The organism is Bacteroidota bacterium, assembly GCA_030706565.1.
GTDB lineage: Bacteria > Bacteroidota > Bacteroidia > Bacteroidales > JAUZOH01 > JAUZOH01.
The window spans coordinates 1-16,657 of record JAUZOH010000004.1; the positions used below are offsets into that span (position 1 = coordinate 1).

At 37.7% G+C, this 16,657-nt stretch carries 13 protein-coding genes; 2 read left to right on the plus strand and 11 right to left on the minus strand.

The window, feature by feature from the left end; genetic code table 11:
- Positions 1–104 precede the first annotated feature (104 nt).
- From Q8907_00615 to mutY, 5 genes are all read right to left on the minus strand, one after another.
- Positions 105–848 carry a geranylgeranylglyceryl/heptaprenylglyceryl phosphate synthase gene (locus tag Q8907_00615; protein MDP4272763.1) on the minus strand — a complete coding sequence of 248 codons (744 nt, stop codon included), beginning with the start codon at positions 846–848 and terminating at the stop codon, positions 105–107.
- Between the two features lie 28 nt (positions 849–876).
- A complete protein-coding gene (locus Q8907_00620; protein ID MDP4272764.1) occupies positions 877–1,491 on the minus strand; it encodes a 4'-phosphopantetheinyl transferase superfamily protein in 615 nt (204 codons plus the stop codon).
- 57 nt (positions 1,492–1,548) lie between these two features.
- Entirely contained in the window at positions 1,549–2,139 is a 591-nt protein-coding gene (gene gldD / locus Q8907_00625) for a gliding motility lipoprotein GldD (protein MDP4272765.1), read from the minus strand.
- A gap of 229 nt (positions 2,140–2,368) precedes the next feature.
- Complete coding sequence (ssb, locus tag Q8907_00630; GenBank protein MDP4272766.1) at positions 2,369–2,785, minus strand: single-stranded DNA-binding protein; 417 nt, start codon at positions 2,783–2,785, stop codon at positions 2,369–2,371.
- 59 nt (positions 2,786–2,844) lie between these two features.
- On the minus strand, positions 2,845–3,924 hold the full coding sequence (mutY, locus tag Q8907_00635) for an A/G-specific adenine glycosylase (GenBank protein ID MDP4272767.1): 1,080 nt from the start codon (positions 3,922–3,924) through the stop codon (positions 2,845–2,847).
- Positions 3,925–4,061: 137 nt separating this feature from the next.
- Between mutY and Q8907_00640 the strand changes: the two genes are divergently transcribed.
- Positions 4,062–4,346: an HU family DNA-binding protein gene (locus tag Q8907_00640; GenBank protein ID MDP4272768.1), complete on the plus strand. Its 285-nt coding sequence runs from the start codon at positions 4,062–4,064 to the stop codon at positions 4,344–4,346.
- 276 nt (positions 4,347–4,622) lie between these two features.
- On the plus strand, positions 4,623–6,179 hold the full coding sequence (locus tag Q8907_00645; protein ID MDP4272769.1) for an Rne/Rng family ribonuclease: 1,557 nt from the start codon (positions 4,623–4,625) through the stop codon (positions 6,177–6,179).
- A 60-nt stretch (positions 6,180–6,239) separates the two neighbouring features.
- Here Q8907_00645 and Q8907_00650 read toward each other — a convergent pair whose 3' ends face one another.
- The 6 genes from Q8907_00650 to rplJ all read right to left on the minus strand — a co-directional run bounded on the left by Q8907_00650 (position 6,240) and on the right by rplJ (position 16,624).
- On the minus strand, positions 6,240–6,749 hold the full coding sequence (locus tag Q8907_00650; protein MDP4272770.1) for a hypothetical protein: 510 nt from the start codon (positions 6,747–6,749) through the stop codon (positions 6,240–6,242).
- 311 nt (positions 6,750–7,060) lie between these two features.
- Positions 7,061–7,381 carry a DUF3467 domain-containing protein gene (locus Q8907_00655; GenBank protein MDP4272771.1) on the minus strand — a complete coding sequence of 107 codons (321 nt, stop codon included), beginning with the start codon at positions 7,379–7,381 and terminating at the stop codon, positions 7,061–7,063.
- An 8-nt stretch (positions 7,382–7,389) separates the two neighbouring features.
- Entirely contained in the window at positions 7,390–11,694 is a 4,305-nt protein-coding gene (gene rpoC, locus Q8907_00660; protein MDP4272772.1) for a DNA-directed RNA polymerase subunit beta', read from the minus strand.
- Positions 11,695–11,773: 79 nt separating this feature from the next.
- The gene (gene rpoB, locus Q8907_00665) at positions 11,774–15,583 is read right to left on the minus strand and encodes a DNA-directed RNA polymerase subunit beta (GenBank protein ID MDP4272773.1); all 3,810 of its coding nucleotides are present in this window, start codon (positions 15,581–15,583) and stop codon (positions 11,774–11,776) included.
- A gap of 100 nt (positions 15,584–15,683) precedes the next feature.
- Entirely contained in the window at positions 15,684–16,058 is a 375-nt protein-coding gene (gene rplL / locus Q8907_00670; GenBank protein ID MDP4272774.1) for a 50S ribosomal protein L7/L12, read from the minus strand.
- 50 nt (positions 16,059–16,108) lie between these two features.
- Positions 16,109–16,624: a 50S ribosomal protein L10 gene (gene rplJ, locus Q8907_00675; GenBank protein MDP4272775.1), complete on the minus strand. Its 516-nt coding sequence runs from the start codon at positions 16,622–16,624 to the stop codon at positions 16,109–16,111.
- Between the last annotated feature and the right edge of the window lie 33 nt (positions 16,625–16,657).

Here is a 16,657-nt window from a genome sequence, read left to right on the forward strand (position 1 = left end):
CGGTATATTTTACTGAATAAAAATACTATATTTTATTTTATTAAAGAAAATAGTTTGGCGTATTTTTTTTTTAACCAACTATTAAAAATCATACAAAAGGAGATTTAAACTTTGAAATTTTTAGTTAGCAACATAAAATCATCAAGAATTGAAATATTTTTCTCTACAGCACTTCCCACAACTGCAATATCGGCACCCGCCCGGTAAACAGATTCCAGATCTTCTACAGAGGATATCCCTCCTCCCACTACAAGTGGAATGGAGATATTCTTCCTTACCTCCGAGATCATCCGGTCATTTATTCTGTTGTGTGCCCCACTGCCGGCTTCAAGATAAATAAGTTTCAATCCCAGCATTTCTCCGGCAATAGCTGTTGCCACAACAATATCGTATTTATCGGCAGGAATAGGCTTGGAATTGCTTATATATTCAACCGAGGTCATTTTCCCATTTTCAATCAGAATATAACCGGTAGAAATAACTTCCAGGTTGCTTTTCTTTAACACAGGAGCCGCAATCACATGGTTTCCTATCAACAGTTCGGGATTTCGCCCGGAAATGAGGGATAACAGCAATAATCCATCGGCCTTATCCGAAATTTGCAATAAACTACCCGGGAACAGTAATACAGGAATACTGCAGAGCTTTTTGATCTGCAGGATATGGTTATCCATACCGGAGGAAATAAGGCTACCCCCTACCAGCAATAAATCCACCCCAGCCCTTTCAGCCCGGTTAAGAATTTCAACAAGGGATTTATTGGTCTGCTTGTCAGGATCAATAAGCAAGGCGAAGATTTTCCTCTTCCTGGTATTTTGAAGGATTGAATGATATATGGAACAATTGATATTCACGACAGCTAGTGAAATTTTCTGATTATTTGCTACACCAGACTATGATATAATTGTCAATACTAAAAAAGTCCATCAGAAATCTTTCGCGCAGAAATTCATTATTGACCCATCCATAAATCTGACCTTCATCTTTCAACTCAAAAGGTTCAATAGTCAAATTTTGCTTGAAATTAATATTCTGCTTGTCGCAAATTTTATAAAGAGCCTCCTTGGCGCACCAATGAATATACAAGTGCCTCTTTTTCTTTTCTTTGCTTCCCCTGCAAATAACTTCATCATCGTTGATGAACTTAAAAGCCACCTTTTTGATTTTATGCGACATGAATTCCAGATCAATTCCTACTTTTTTGTTTCGGCTCATTAATACGGAAGTCAGTTTGTAAGAATGTGAAATGCTGATGTTATAGGAGCCATCCATTAAGAAAGGCTTTCTTTCCTTATTATAAACAATTTTTGCCTCAGGATCCCCGGTGATGTCAACCAATAACGCCCTGACACTCAGCCACTCAAGTTTCCTGTCCGTGCTGAGGAAACTGTCTAAAATGGCTTTTTCGGTAGGATCAAGATTTATTTTGGAATAGAGTGTGTCATAATCTTCGGTAATTTCCCAAAGACCGAGCAGACAATCACTATTCATTTGTTTTTTTAATATTACACCCATTGTTTTTTCCTTAACTGGGGATAAAAAATTAAATTATTTCCATTTTATGGTCGCTATAAGGTGGTCAATATCTTTCTGAAAGAAATCAATAACTGGTGCCAGCGAATCTTTATTGGGGTGAGTATCAAAATACAATGCTCCTCTCAAGAAATTATGCATACTATCGGTCAGTACAAAGTTAATAGATGAAGCAGTATTACCTTTAATATGGTAAATAATTCCATAAATTTTCCTCTTTTTGTCCTGAACCAATTCCTCATTGATGGCATCGGCCTTGATGGTATGCTTATATGCAAGATTGCGGGATTCTTCAAAATATTTTGATAGATCATGGTTCAACCTGAAATAACTGATGTATATCTTCCCTTTATATTCTGGGAAATCTATATTCATCCAATATGGTTCAGCTATTTCCCCCTTATATTTTTCAATTTTTCCATAAACCGGATATTCAAAAGAGTAAGGAAAATTACCGGCAAAAGCCCTATATTCTTTTTTAGGAAAATCTATTCGAAAATAACCACTGGGCTTAGGAGTATATTTTCTTTTACATGCCGAACCGCTGAACAAAACTAAAGTCAACCCGAAAAACCAGAAAACGCTCCTTAAATTTAATACTTTCATGAATTTCTTTTTACTACACCAGAACAAATATAACTACTAAATCGCAATATACCTGTTTACTCAAAGGTAGCAAAGGTGTAAAATTCTTATTTCTTTTCAAAAAAAAACCACTTTTCTCTAGAAAAATGATGAAAAGTGGTCTTAAAACATCTTGATTAAAATCATTATAGAAGAAATAATAATGAAGTATAATTTTAAAAATTGATGTCGTGCAAATCCTCAATAAAGACTAGAAAGGGAGATCATCGGCCTCATTTACAGAATCGGTCTGTGGCTCTTCTTCAGAAACCACTGGTTCGGCAGAAGAACCATTGTCAGTAGTTTTCTTTCCAAGCATTTGCATTGTATTGGCGAATATCTCGGTCATGTAATGTTTGGCACCGTCTTTCTCATAAGAACGGGTCTTTATTCTTCCTTCGATATAAAGCTGAGTTCCTTTTTTTACGTACTTCTCAGCAACCTCAGCAAGTTTATTCCATAAAACGATATTGTGCCATTCGGTGGATTCAACCCTTTCACCATTTTTATTTTTAAAGTTTTCACTGGTAGCCAGAGGAAACTTAGCCACGGTGATATTGTTGTCCAAATAACGAACTTCAGGATCTTTCCCAACGTTCCCTACTAAAATAACTTTATTTACTGCCATTTTATATTTTTTTGGTTTATATATAAATATAATATTTTTTAAAGAAAGTTCAAAAATATTTAAAAATATTCAAAATAATTGCCCAGGCTTAACGAATCCAGGAATTTATGAATCAGCCGGGGAAAAGTATAGTGCTGCATTTCAGCCAGATGTACTGCCTTAAAACTTTCAGAAAAAAGTCCGTCTTCACCTACTTTAAGAATGATAAATTTTGCGCTAATAACCTGATGTGTAAGAATATGTTTAAATATCCGGCTGGTTAATAAAATATCATACTTATTCTCATTAAAAATTTGTTTCCATCCAGCCGTTTCTTTTAATTGATAAAGATTCAGTTCATGTTCTGATTCAATAAGGGGAAACTCAAAAAGAGAGTTCCAGATATCCTGCTTCGTTCTTTTTTGAATAAAACACTTATCCTTTTTAATCATAACAAGATAATAGAAATGACGTATTTTCTTTTCTACCTTCTTTTTCCGTACAGGTAAAAAGTCAACTTGCTGATTTTTATAAGCAAAACATTCAGTATTAAAGGGGCAAACCAGGCATTTTGGGTTGCGTTCAGTACAATGCAAAGCCCCAAAATCCATTATGGCCTGATTGTACAGGCCGGGATTATCTTTGTCCAATAATTCACTGGCTTGTTTTTCAAATGTAGATCTGCCCGGACTGCTGTCGACCGGCAGTTCAATACCAAAAATCCGGGACAACACCCTGAAAACATTACCATCTAAAACGGCATAGGGCTGATTAAATGAAAATGAAGCAATTGCAGCAGCAGTATACTTTCCTATTCCCTTTAATTTGATAATTTTGTTATAGTCGGAAGGGAATATCCCATGATAATCATTCAGAATGGTTTTGGCAGCAGAATGAAGATTCCTTGCCCGGGAATAATAACCAAGGCCTTCCCAGAGTTTTAAAACCTCATCGGTTTGAGCTTCGGCCAATTTTTTTATATCCGGAAAATGCTTGATAAAACGGTAATAATAATCTGTTCCCTGTGCAATCCGGGTTTGTTGCAGAATTATTTCAGAAACCCATATATAGTAAGGATTCAGTGTATGACGCCAGGGAAGATCCCGCTTATTATGGGAGTACCAATGCAGAAGAACAGTTTGAAAAAAGACGGATTCCATTATTTTACAGGCTGGTTAAAAAAAATACCTGCCAAAAATAATTCAAATGTTTTTCATTAAATTAATAAATCGTTTATATTTGCAATTCAGAAAATTAAAAAAATTATATAAATAATTGAAAATTAAAGTATTTTAAAATGACAAAAGCAGACATTGTTAACGAAATTTCCAAAAATACTGGAATAGAAAAGATCACTGTTCAAAAAACGGTAGAGTCTTTCATGGAGACAATCAAAGACTCTTTGTCGAAAGACAAAAATGTATATCTGAGAGGTTTTGGCAGTTATATTGTAAAGAAAAGAGCTAAAAAAACAGCCAGGAATATCTCTAAAAACACCACCATTATTATTCCAGAACACTTTATTCCTGCTTTCAAGCCAGCGAGGACATTTGTGAGCAAAGTAAAAAATAATGTCAAATAATTATAAATAGACGTTGTTTTAATTTTAATATAAATCTAAAATCATGCCAAGCGGAAAGAAGAGAAAGAGACATAAGATGTCGACGCATAAACGTAAAAAACGTTTACGCAAAAATAGGCATAAGAAAAAGTAATTGTATTTTTCAAATACCTTATTCATAAGAACAATTTAAGCATTGTAAAACCTAAAAAGCCCTAGGGATTTTTAGGTTTGCTTTGTTATTTTCGTTCCTATAAAAAATTATTATGCATATATTTTAGCTAATAAGTAGAAGTTGTGAGCAACGAATTAGTGATTGATGTAACTCCCTCTGAAATTGCGATAGCTTTATTGGAAGACAAACGACTGGTTGAGCTGAACAAGGAAAAAAGTAACATTCAATTTTCTGTAGGTGATATATACCTGGGGAAAGTTAAAAAAATAATGCCCGGCCTGAATGCTGCATTCGTAGATGTAGGCTATGAAAAAGATGCTTTTCTTCACTATTTGGATTTAGGACCCCAATTCCGTACCTTACACAGGTACCTGACTTACGCACTATCAAATTCTAAGAAAAACAAACTCATCCCTTTACAAAAATTCAATGGGGAACCTGATATTGATAAAAATGGAAAAATAGGCCAGGTTTTAACTACAGGTCAGCCGGTACTTGTCCAAATTGCCAAAGAACCTATCTCCACCAAAGGGCCAAGATTAAGTTCTGAAATTTCAATTGCCGGCAGAAATCTTGTGCTGATTCCTTTTTCGGATAAAGTTTCCATATCGCAAAAGATTAAATCTAACGAGGAAAAAATCAGATTAAAAAAACTTTTATTAAGCATTAAACCCAAAAATTATGGGGTTATAGTTCGCACTGCTTCTGAAGGGAAAATGGTGGCTGTGTTGGATTCTGAATTAAGAGGCCTGGTGAAAAAATGGGAGGTATCTTTTGAACAGTTAAAAGGGTCTACCCCCCCCAAGGTGATAATTAATGAAATAAACCGCACCTCTGCGATTTTGCGCGACATGCTTAACGGATCCTTCAGTAGTATTTATGTAAACGACGAAACTATACTTCACGAAATAAAGGAATATATAAGCTCAATTGCCCCTGAAAAAGAAAAAATCGTCAAATTATATGAGGGAGGCGAACCTATCTTCGATCATTTCGGGATAGAAAAACAAATTAAAGCCTTATTTGGCCGGACGGTCTCTTTTAAAAACGGGGCTTATTTAATTATTGAACATACAGAAGCTTTACATGTTATTGATGTCAACAGCGGAAACAGATCTAAATCCGGAAGCGATCAGGAGACTAATGCCCTGGAGGTAAACCTGGCTGCTGCAGAAGAAATTGCCCGTCAATTACGCCTTCGCGATATGGGCGGTATTATCGTCGTTGATTTTATCGATATGCACGATCAGGAACACAAACAATTGTTGTTTGAAAAGATGAAAGACTTCATGTCTACTGACCGTACCAAACATAATATCCTTCCTTTAAGTAAATTCGGCCTTATGCAAATCACCCGGCAAAGGGTCAGGCCTGAAATGAATGTAGCAACACTTGAAAAGTGTCCTACCTGCAAAGGAACCGGAGAAATAACCTCAAGTATTCTGCTGATCGATGAAATTGAAAATAACCTGAGCTATCTGATTTCAAATGAAAAAATTAAAAAAATGACCTTAAAAGTACACCCTTATATCGCAGCATTCATTAATAAGGGGCTTATATCCTGCAGGTTAAAGTGGTTGTTTAAATACCATTGCTTTATAAAAGTTCTGCCTATTTCTTCCTATCATTTTCTGGAATTTCATTTCTTCTATCCGAACGGTGAAGAAATTCTTTCATAGGAATAAAAAGCATAAAAAAAAGGAAGTCAAACGACTTCCTTTTTTTATGTTTTTATAAAACTAGAACCTGAATTTCAATGATAAACCCAGGTCAAATAAGTTTATTCCTGCATAATGGGGGGCAATTTCAAAAAAAGGCTTGTAATCCAGGCCAATAACCAGAGGTATTTCTTTAATCCTGTACTCAAGGCCTAAATACCCGTCTATACCAATAAATGGACCATAATCTACATTATTATCATAAGAATAATAATGATGATAACCGAAAAATTCCTCATTTCTGTCATAATAAGCCGCACCCACATGCAAACCATAACCGCTCATGAAATAAAAACCATTGGCAAGGTCAAGTAAAGCGGGAGTATGATTTATTCGCAAGCCGGTAAGTTTAAAACCCCCATACCATACATCGCCAAGGATACCTTCATAAGCAACATCGCTACTTACAAAATGTTTGAAAGTTATCCCTGAAGAATAACCGCCCCTTATACCAACAGAATTTTTATAGCTCTGAGAAAAACCTGTAGTTAAACTCAAAAACAAAAAAGAAATTACTATTAAACGTTTCATATTCATCAATTTAAAATTAATTTTTCATCTATCTTATTTTATCTGCCCACCTCACTAACAATATATTATAAATCTTAAGCCCTTCAAAATAAATACTCCCATACATTCCTTAAAAGAATGCCGGCTCATCATTTCGGTACAAATGTAGAAAATAAATCGGGAAATACATTGACCAACAAACTCATAACATAAATTGAATGGATTTTGTTGTTTAATTCTTATCCTTAATTTTAAAATTTTTTAAGCTAATCTTCAATAAAAAACCTCTTCCATTTTGGGAAAGAGGTCTTTTATACTATTTCTTGAGGATATTATGCTTGTGCAGTAGGCCCTCCAAAAGCCATTGGAATAACAGGCCCTGAATCCACATGCTCAATAGTTCCATTGGCAGCCTCATATTTAGATATGTTGTCTTTTAAAGCATACAAAAGGCGTTTGGCATGTTCCGGAGTTAAAATAATTCTTGATTTTACCTCAGCCTTGGGAACACCAGGCATAATTCTGACAAAATCAAGCACAAATTCAGAAGATGAATGGGTAATAATGGCCAGGTTAGAATAAATGCCCTGGGCAATTTCCTCTTTCAATTCAATATTAATCTGACCTTCTTCTTCTTCTTTTTTCTGTTCCATGGTTATAATTATTTTCCGGTTTCTACCTTTTCTTCTACTTCTTCAGACTTTGTATTGACAAGCTTATCATATTCCTCCATAGAGCCTACAATTATCTTATTGTATTCTCTAATTCCGGTACCAGCAGGAATAAGATGTCCTACAATTACATTTTCCTTTAATCCGTCCAGTTCATCAACTTTACCGTAAATAGCAGCTTCATTCAAGACTTTTGTGGTTTCCTGGAACGAAGCAGCCGACATCCAACTCTTGGTCTGCAAAGATGCCTTGGTAATACCCTGAAGTACCTGACTTGAAGTAGCAGGAACTGCATCACGAGCCTCAACCAACTTCATATCCTTGCGTTTAAGTATGGAATTTTCGTCGCGTAACTTACGGGCAGTAATAATCTGACCGGCTTTCACATTGACCGAATCGCCCGGATCTTCTACAACCTTCTTCCCAAAGATCCAATCATTTTCAGCCATAAATTCAAGTTTATCAACCACCTGTTTTTCAAGGAAATGAGTATCACCAGCATCCTCTATAACCACTTTACGCATCATCTGACGAACAATTACTTCAAAATGTTTATCGTTAATCTTTACACCCTGAAGCCTGTATACTTCCTGTACTTCATTGACAATGTATTCCTGAACCTTGGTTGGACCTTTAATAGCCAGAATATCAGCAGGAGTGATTGCTCCGTCTGACAAAGGAGTACCGGCACGTACATAATCATTTTCCTGAACCAAAATCTGCTTTGACAAAGGAACCAGGTACTTTTTAACTTCACCGGATTTTGACTGGATAATAATTTCCCGGTTACCACGTTTAATTTTCCCATAAGAAACTTCACCATCGATTTCAGAAACAACTGCAGGATTAGATGGGTTACGGGCCTCAAATAACTCAGTTACACGGGGCAAACCACCGGTAATATCGCCGGCTTTACCTAACGAACGAGGAATTTTAACAAGCACCTCACCCGCATTAACCTTATCTCCTTCATTGACAACGATATGAGAGCTTACAGGCAAGTTATATGACTTAAGCACTTCACCCTCGCCGGAAACAATTTTAATAACCGGGTTCTTTGTTTTATCTCTGGTTTCAACCACAACTTTTTCTTTGAAACCGGTTTGTTCATCGGATTCTTCGCGGTATGTGGTCCCTTCTATAATGCTTTCAAATTCAATCTTACCCGTCATTTCAGAGATGATCACGGCATTGTATGGATCCCAGTCGCAAATCAGTTCACCCTTCTTCACTTCAGCCCCATTATCTATATAGAGTTTGGAACCATAAGGAATACTATGGTTGGTAAGAGAGATATTTGTATTTTTATCAACAATTCTAAGTTCGGCCAAACGACCAATCACAATCTGAACTTTCTTACCGCTTTCATCAACCTGTTCAACAGTACGAAGTTCGTCAATATCGGCAATACCATCATACTTGGCAACCACACTAGCATTGGCAGCAATATTTGAAGCAGTACCACCGACGTGGAAAGTACGAAGTGTCAACTGTGTACCAGGTTCTCCGATTGACTGGGCAGCAATAACGCCACAAGCTTCACCTGCTTGAACCATACGTCCGGTTGCAAGGTTACGGCCATAACATTTAGCACAAACCCCTTTCTTCGATTCGCAGGTAAGTACGGAACGTATTTCAACCTGTTCAATAGGGGAATCCTCAATAATCTGGGCAATATCCTCGGTGATTTCTTCACCGGCGGCAATAATCAACTTACCGGTCAGAGGATGATAAACATCATGAACGGTAGTACGTCCCAGAATTCTATCATAAAGAGATTCAACTAATTCTTCATTATGTCTGATGGCAGTAGCAACCAAACCACGAAGTGTACCGCAGTCACTCTCAGTTACAATCACATCCTGAGACACATCAACAAGACGGCGGGTAAGATAACCGGCATCAGCAGTCTTTAATGCAGTATCAGCCAAACCTTTTCGGGCACCGTGAGTTGAAATAAAGTATTCCAAAACCGAAAGCCCTTCTTTGAAGTTAGCCAAAATTGGGTTCTCAATGATCTGGGCTTCAGAAGCACCGGATTTCTGAGGTTTTGCCATCAGTCCACGCATACCGGAGAGCTGACGAATCTGTTCTTTAGAACCACGGGCGCCGGAATCAAGCATCATATAAACTGCATTGAATCCCTTTTTGTCTTTAACCAACTGGTTCATCAGACTTTGGGTCAACTTGGCATTGGTATGTGTCCAAATATCGATAATCTGATTGTATCTTTCATTGTTGGTAATGAAACCCATATTATAGTTGTTCATTACCTCATCAACCTGCTTGTATCCTTCGTTAACCAGTTCAGCCTTATCTTTAGGAATAATCACATCTTCAAGGTTGAACGAAAGTCCGCCTCTAAATGCCATATAATATCCCAGGTTCTTGATATCATCAAGGAACTGTGCAGTACGGGAGGTACCGCATTGTTTCATCACCATACCAATGATATCACGCAATGATTTCTTGGTAAGTAATTCATTGATGTACCCAACTTCTTTAGGAACCAACTCATTAACAATGATTCTGCCCAAAGTGGTTTCTACCAGTTCGTAATGGGCATCAGTTTTTTGTTTTTCCTTGGGAAGACGCAGCTTAACAATAGCATGCAGGTCAACCCGACCTTCATTGTAAGCAATGGTTGCTTCTTCGGCAGAATAGAAAATAAGCCCTTCACCTTTAACTATATCATCAGGAGTACTTTTACGGGCTTTGGTTATATAATACAAACCCAGAACCATATCCTGAGAAGGAACGGCAACTGGGGCACCATTTGCAGGATTAAGAATATTGTGTGAAGCCAGCATCAATAATTGGGCTTCAACAATAGCGGAATTCCCCAAAGGTAAATGCACAGCCATCTGGTCACCATCGAAATCCGCATTGAATGCAGTACAAACCAATGGGTGCAACTGAATAGCTTTGCCTTCAATTAATTTGGGCTGAAATGCCTGAATACCCAAACGGTGCAAAGTAGGTGCACGGTTAAGCAGAACCGGATGACCCTTAAGTACATTTTCAAGTATATCCCAAACAACAGGATCCTTGCGGTCAACTATTTTCTTGGCCGATTTAACAGTTTTGACGATGCCTCTTTCAATCAGCTTGCGAATGATAAAAGGCTTATATAACTCGGCAGCCATATCTTTAGGCAAACCACATTCATGAAGATGAAGTTCCGGGCCTACCACAATTACTGAACGGGCAGAATAATCAACACGCTTACCTAACAAATTCTGACGGAAACGGCCCTGTTTACCTTTCAAGCTGTCGCTCAAAGATTTCAATGGCCTGTTGGCATCAGTTTTAACAGCGTTTGATTTACGCGAGTTATCAAATAAAGAATCAACAGCTTCCTGAAGCATACGTTTTTCGTTACGCAGAATAACTTCCGGTGCTTTAATTTCAATTAATCTTTTCAGACGGTTGTTACGAATGATCACCCTTCTGTAAAGGTCGTTCAGATCGGAGGTGGCAAAACGGCCGCCATCCAGGGGAACCAAAGGCCTAAGCTCAGGAGGAATAACCGGGATAACCTTCATGATCATCCACTCAGGTTTATTTATCCCCTTGGATTCTCTGAAGGCTTCTACAACATTCAGGCGCTTCAAAGCCTCACTTTTACGTTGCTGGGAAGTTTCCTTGCTGGCTTTATGCCTTAAAGAATAGGAAAGATCATCCAGATCAAGTCTGGACAAAAGACTATACAGAGCCTCAGCGCCCATCCCTGCAATAAACTTGTTGGGATCGTTATCATCAAGGTTCTGATTATCTTTGGGTAATGTATCCAGAATATTCAGATATTCCTCTTCAGTAAGGAAATCCATATATTTTACACCGTCAGCTTCTTTGATACCGGGGTTTATTACGACATATCTTTCATAATAAATGATAGCATCCAGCTTCTTGGTCGGCAATCCTAAAAGATACCCAATCTTATTGGGAAGCGATCGGAAATACCAAATATGAGCGACAGGGACAACCAATGAAATGTGCCCCATCCTTTCACGTCGAACCTTTTTTTCAGTTACCTCTACCCCACAACGATCACAAACAATGCCCTTATACCGAATTCTTTTATATTTTCCGCAATGGCACTCGTAATCTTTAACAGGACCAAAAATTCTTTCGCAAAAAAGCCCGTCACGTTCGGGTTTATAAGTCCTGTAGTTAATGGTTTCCGGCTTCAACACTTCTCCACTTGAATGCTCCAAAATCTCCTCAGGAGAAGCCAAACCGATAGAGATTCTTGTAAAATTACTTTTTACTTTGGTATCTCTTCTAAATGACATATTTCGAAAATTAATTATTTATCAGAACAATAATAAGAAATGGATATGAAGCCAAGCTTCATATCCAATATTATAATATTTACTCGAGGTTAATGCTTAACCCCAATCCGCGGAGTTCATGCAGCAGCACATTGAAAGACTCCGGAATTCCGGGAATTGGCATTGGCTCACCTTTAACAATACTTTCATAAGCCTTAGCCCTGCCCATCACATCATCACTCTTAACAGTAAGTATTTCCTGTAAAATATGAGATGCTCCGAAAGCTTCAAGTGCCCAAACTTCCATTTCACCAAAACGCTGACCACCAAACTGAGCTTTACCGCCAAGAGGCTGTTGCGTAATAAGCGAATATGGTCCAATAGAACGGGCATGCATCTTATCATCAACCATGTGTCCCAGTTTCAACATATAAATCACCCCGACAGTGGCAGGCTGATCGAAACGTTCACCGGTTCCACCATCATAGAGGTATGATTTACCGAAACGTGGTAATCCGGCCTTATCGGTAAATTCAGAAATCTGATCAAGGGAAGCACCGTCAAAAATAGGAGTTGCAAAGTTAACGCCAAGCACTCTACCTGCCCAACCCAAAACAGTTTCATAAATCTGTCCCAAGTTCATACGGGAAGGCACACCCAAGGGGTTCAAAACAATATCCACAGGAGTTCCGTCTTCGAGGAAAGGCATATCTTCATCAGGTACAATCTTAGAAACAATACCTTTATTTCCATGTCGACCGGCCATCTTATCACCAACTTTCAGCTTACGTTTTTTAGCAATATAAACCTTAGCCAGTTTGATAATTCCTGTAGGAAGATCATCACCAACTGTAATATTATATTTCTTACGTTTATAAATTGCATCAATCTCTTTGAACTTCAGATTGTAATTGTATACCAGTTGTTTAATGGTATCGTTCTTGGCCTTATCTGTAGTCCATTTGTTCGGATTTACTGAAGAATAGTCAATTTCCTGTAAAAGTTTCTGGGTAAACTTAACCCCTTTGGCCACTACATCAGCGTTATAATAATCCTTAACGCCCTGTGAAGTTTTTCCATTGACCAGGATAAACAGCTTGTCGATTAACTTATTCTTTAGCTCTTCAATACTGCCGTTAAATTCCTCTTCAATCTTATCCAGCATCATTTTTTCAGAAGTCTTTCCTTTCTTGTCCTTCATGGAACGGGAGAAAAGTTTCTTGTCAATAACAATGCCTTCCAGGGATGGAGATGCTTTTAATGAGGCATCTTTAACGTCACCCGCTTTATCACCAAAAATAGCCCTCAGCAATTTCTCTTCAGGAGAAGGATCTGATTCACCTTTAGGAGTAATCTTGCCAATCAGGATATCACCCGGCCTGACATAAGCACCAACGCGGATCAAACCGTTTTCATCCAGATTTTTGGTGGCATCTTCGCTGACATTAGGAATATCAGAAGTAAGTTCTTCCAAACCTCTCTTCGTATCCCTAACTTCAAGTTGATACTCGTCAATATGAACTGAAGTGAAGATATCTTCACGGACAATTCTTTCGGATATCACGATAGCATCCTCGAAGTTATACCCTTTCCAAGGCATAAATGCAACTTTCAGGTTACGGCCTAAGGCAAATTCCCCTTTATCTGTAGCATAACCTTCAGTCATAATCTGACCTTCAATTACTTTTTCACCTTTTCTTACAATAGGACGAAGGTTGATACAGGTACTCTGATTGGTTTTTCTATACTTGGGTAAATGATAATGTCTGATATCATCGTCGAAACTGACAAAACGTTCGTCTTCCGTACGTGCATAACGGACAACAATTTCATTAGAATCGACAAATTCAATAATCCCTTCACCCTCGGCAGCAACCATAAGCCTTGAATCCTTTGTAAGAATTCCTTCAATACCAGTACCAACAATTGGAGCTTCTGGATTGAGCAATGGAACCGCCTGACGCATCATGTTTGATCCCATCAAAGCACGGTTGGCATCGTCGTGTTCAAGGAATGGAATTAATGATGCTGCAATAGAAGCAATCTGGTTAGGTGCAACATCCATTAAATCTACCTTTGTGGCTTCAGCAAATGGGAAATCACTTTCGTAACGAGATTTAACCTTAGTATTAATAAAGGCGCCATCATCATGCAAAGGAGAATTAGCCTGAGCTATAACTTTCTCTTCTTCTTCTTCGGCAGTCAAATAAACAATATGGTTGTTTTCCAGGTCAACCTTGCCATTATCAACCTTACGATAAGGAGTTTCAATAAACCCTAAAACATTGATTTTTGCAAATACGCACAAAGAAGATATAAGACCGATATTAGGCCCTTCAGGTGTTTCAATAGGACACAAACGGCCATAATGAGTATAGTGAACGTCTCGAACTTCAAAACCTGCTCTTTCACGGGACAAACCGCCAGGCCCTAAAGCTGATAAACGCCGTTTATGGGTTAACTCAGCCAAAGGATTGGTTTGATCCATAAATTGAGAAAGCTGGTTGGTCCCAAAAAAAGAATTAATAACCGACGATAAAGTTTTAGAATTAATCAGGTCAATTGGTGTAAATACTTCATTATCGCGTACGTTCATACGTTCACGAATGGTTCTGGCCATACGGGCCAATCCTACACCAAACTGATTACTCATTTGTTCTCCAACAGTTCTAACCCTACGGTTACTCAGATGGTCGATATCATCAACATCTGCTTTGGAGTTGATCAGTTCAATCAGATATTTGATAATTTCAATAATATCTTCCTTAGTCAGGACTTTGGTATCCATTGAAGTACTAAGTCCCAGCTTCTTATTAATTCTATACCGGCCCACATCACCCAAATCGTAACGTTTGTCGGAGAAGAACAATTTATCAATTACATCACGGGCAGTCGCCTCGTCAGGTGGTTCAGCATTACGAATCAACCTGTAAATATGCATTACAGCTTCCTTCTCTGAGTTACAAGGATCTTTCTGTAATGTGTTATATATAATTTCGTAATCTGATGAACTTTGATTTTCTTTATGAAGCAAAATAGAAGCTGCACCCGAATCAACAATAGCATCAATATGTTCAGGTTCGATAACCGTTTCACGATCGACAACTACTTCATTACGTTCGATAGAAACAACTTCGCCGGTATCTTCATCGACAAAATCTTCTACCCATGTTCTAAGTACACGGGCGGCTAACTTACGGCCAACAATTTTCTTTAAACCGGTTTTTGAAACTTTAAATTCATCGGCCAGGTTAAAAATTTCCAGGATATTTTTATCTGTTTCGAAACCGATAGCGCGCAACAAAGTAGTCACCGGAAGTTTTTTCTTACGGTCGATGTATGCATACATCACATTGTTGATATCGGTAGCAAATTCTATCCAGGAACCCTTAAAAGGAATGATACGGGCAGAATATAATTTTGTACCGTTAGCATGAACACTTTGTCCGAAGAAAACCCCCGGAGAACGATGAAGTTGAGAAACCACAACACGTTCAGCACCATTAATCAGGAAAGTACCCCGTTTGGTCATATATGGGACGGTACCCAAATAAACATCCTGTATCACGGTGTCAAAATCTTCATGTTCAGGATCAGTACAATAAAGTTTCAGCTTTGCTTTAAGCGGTACACTGTAAGTCAGTCCTCTTTCAAGACATTCGTCGATGGAATAACGAGGTGGGTCGACAAAATAATCGAGGAATTCCAGCACAAAATTATTGCGGGTATCTGTGATGGGAAAATTATCAGTAAATACTTTGTACAAGCCTTCATTCCGCCTATTTTCAGGTGTAGTATCCATCTGAAAAAAGTCAACGAAAGACTTTAATTGCACTTCCAAAAAATCTGGATAGTTAGGTAGATTTTTGGTAGAAGCAAAACTTATTCTTTCAGAATTTTTTAAAGACATGTATTTATGGATTAATTGAACTTATATAAATAACGACAAAAAGGCTTAGAATCCTGTAAAAACAGGAATCTAAACCCTGAAAATTTATCTAGTAAAGATATTACTTAAGTTCAACTTCTGCTCCAGCTTCTTTCAATTTAGCGATTAACGAATCAGCTTCTTCTTTAGTAATTCCTTCTTTAACAGGCTTAGGTGCACCGTCTACTAATTCCTTAGCTTCTTTTAATCCAAGACCAGTTAATTCTTTAACCAATTTAACTACTTGTAATTTGCTGGCACCAGCTGCTTTGAGAATAACGTCAAAAGAAGTTTTTTCTTCAGCAACTTCAGCGGCACCGGCAGCTGGACCTGCAGCTACAACAGCAGCAGCGGCTGGTTCGATTCCATATTCATCTTTCAGAATTGCTGCTAATTCATTAACATCTTTTACAGTCAAGTTTACCAACTGTTCTGCAATTGCTTTTAAATCTGCCATTTTTATTACCTTTTTAAATTACTTTTTTGATTACTTTTTTAATTAATTATTTATTCTCTCTCGGAAAGGGTTTTTACAACACCTGCAATGATATTCTTTCCGGACTGTAAAGAAGAAACCACATTCTTCATAGGCGATTGCAACAAAGCAATAATATCGCCGATAAGTTCTTCTTTAGATTTCATGCTTGCCAGTACATCCAGTTGATCGCCCACATAAATGGATTCTTCAACATAAGCACCTTTAATTATAGGTTTTTCGTGATTTTTACGGAATTCCTTAATTAATTTTGCAGGTGTACTCGCTTCATCGCAGAACATTACTGAAGTAGAATTCTTCAATAAACCGAAAAGTTCAGTATACTTATCACCAGACTTTTCCAAAGCTTTCTTCAGCAAATTGTTTTTTACCATCTCTAACTTAATCTGCTTTTCGAAACATTTCCTACGTAAAGCAGATGTATCTGCAGCATTTAAAGTTTCAATATCTGTCAGATAAAAATGTTTTGAATTGGCAAATTCCTGGGTTAGATGGTCAATTATCTTATTTTTCTCTTCGATTTTCATTTCTCTTAAATTTACAACAAAATCTACTTACAC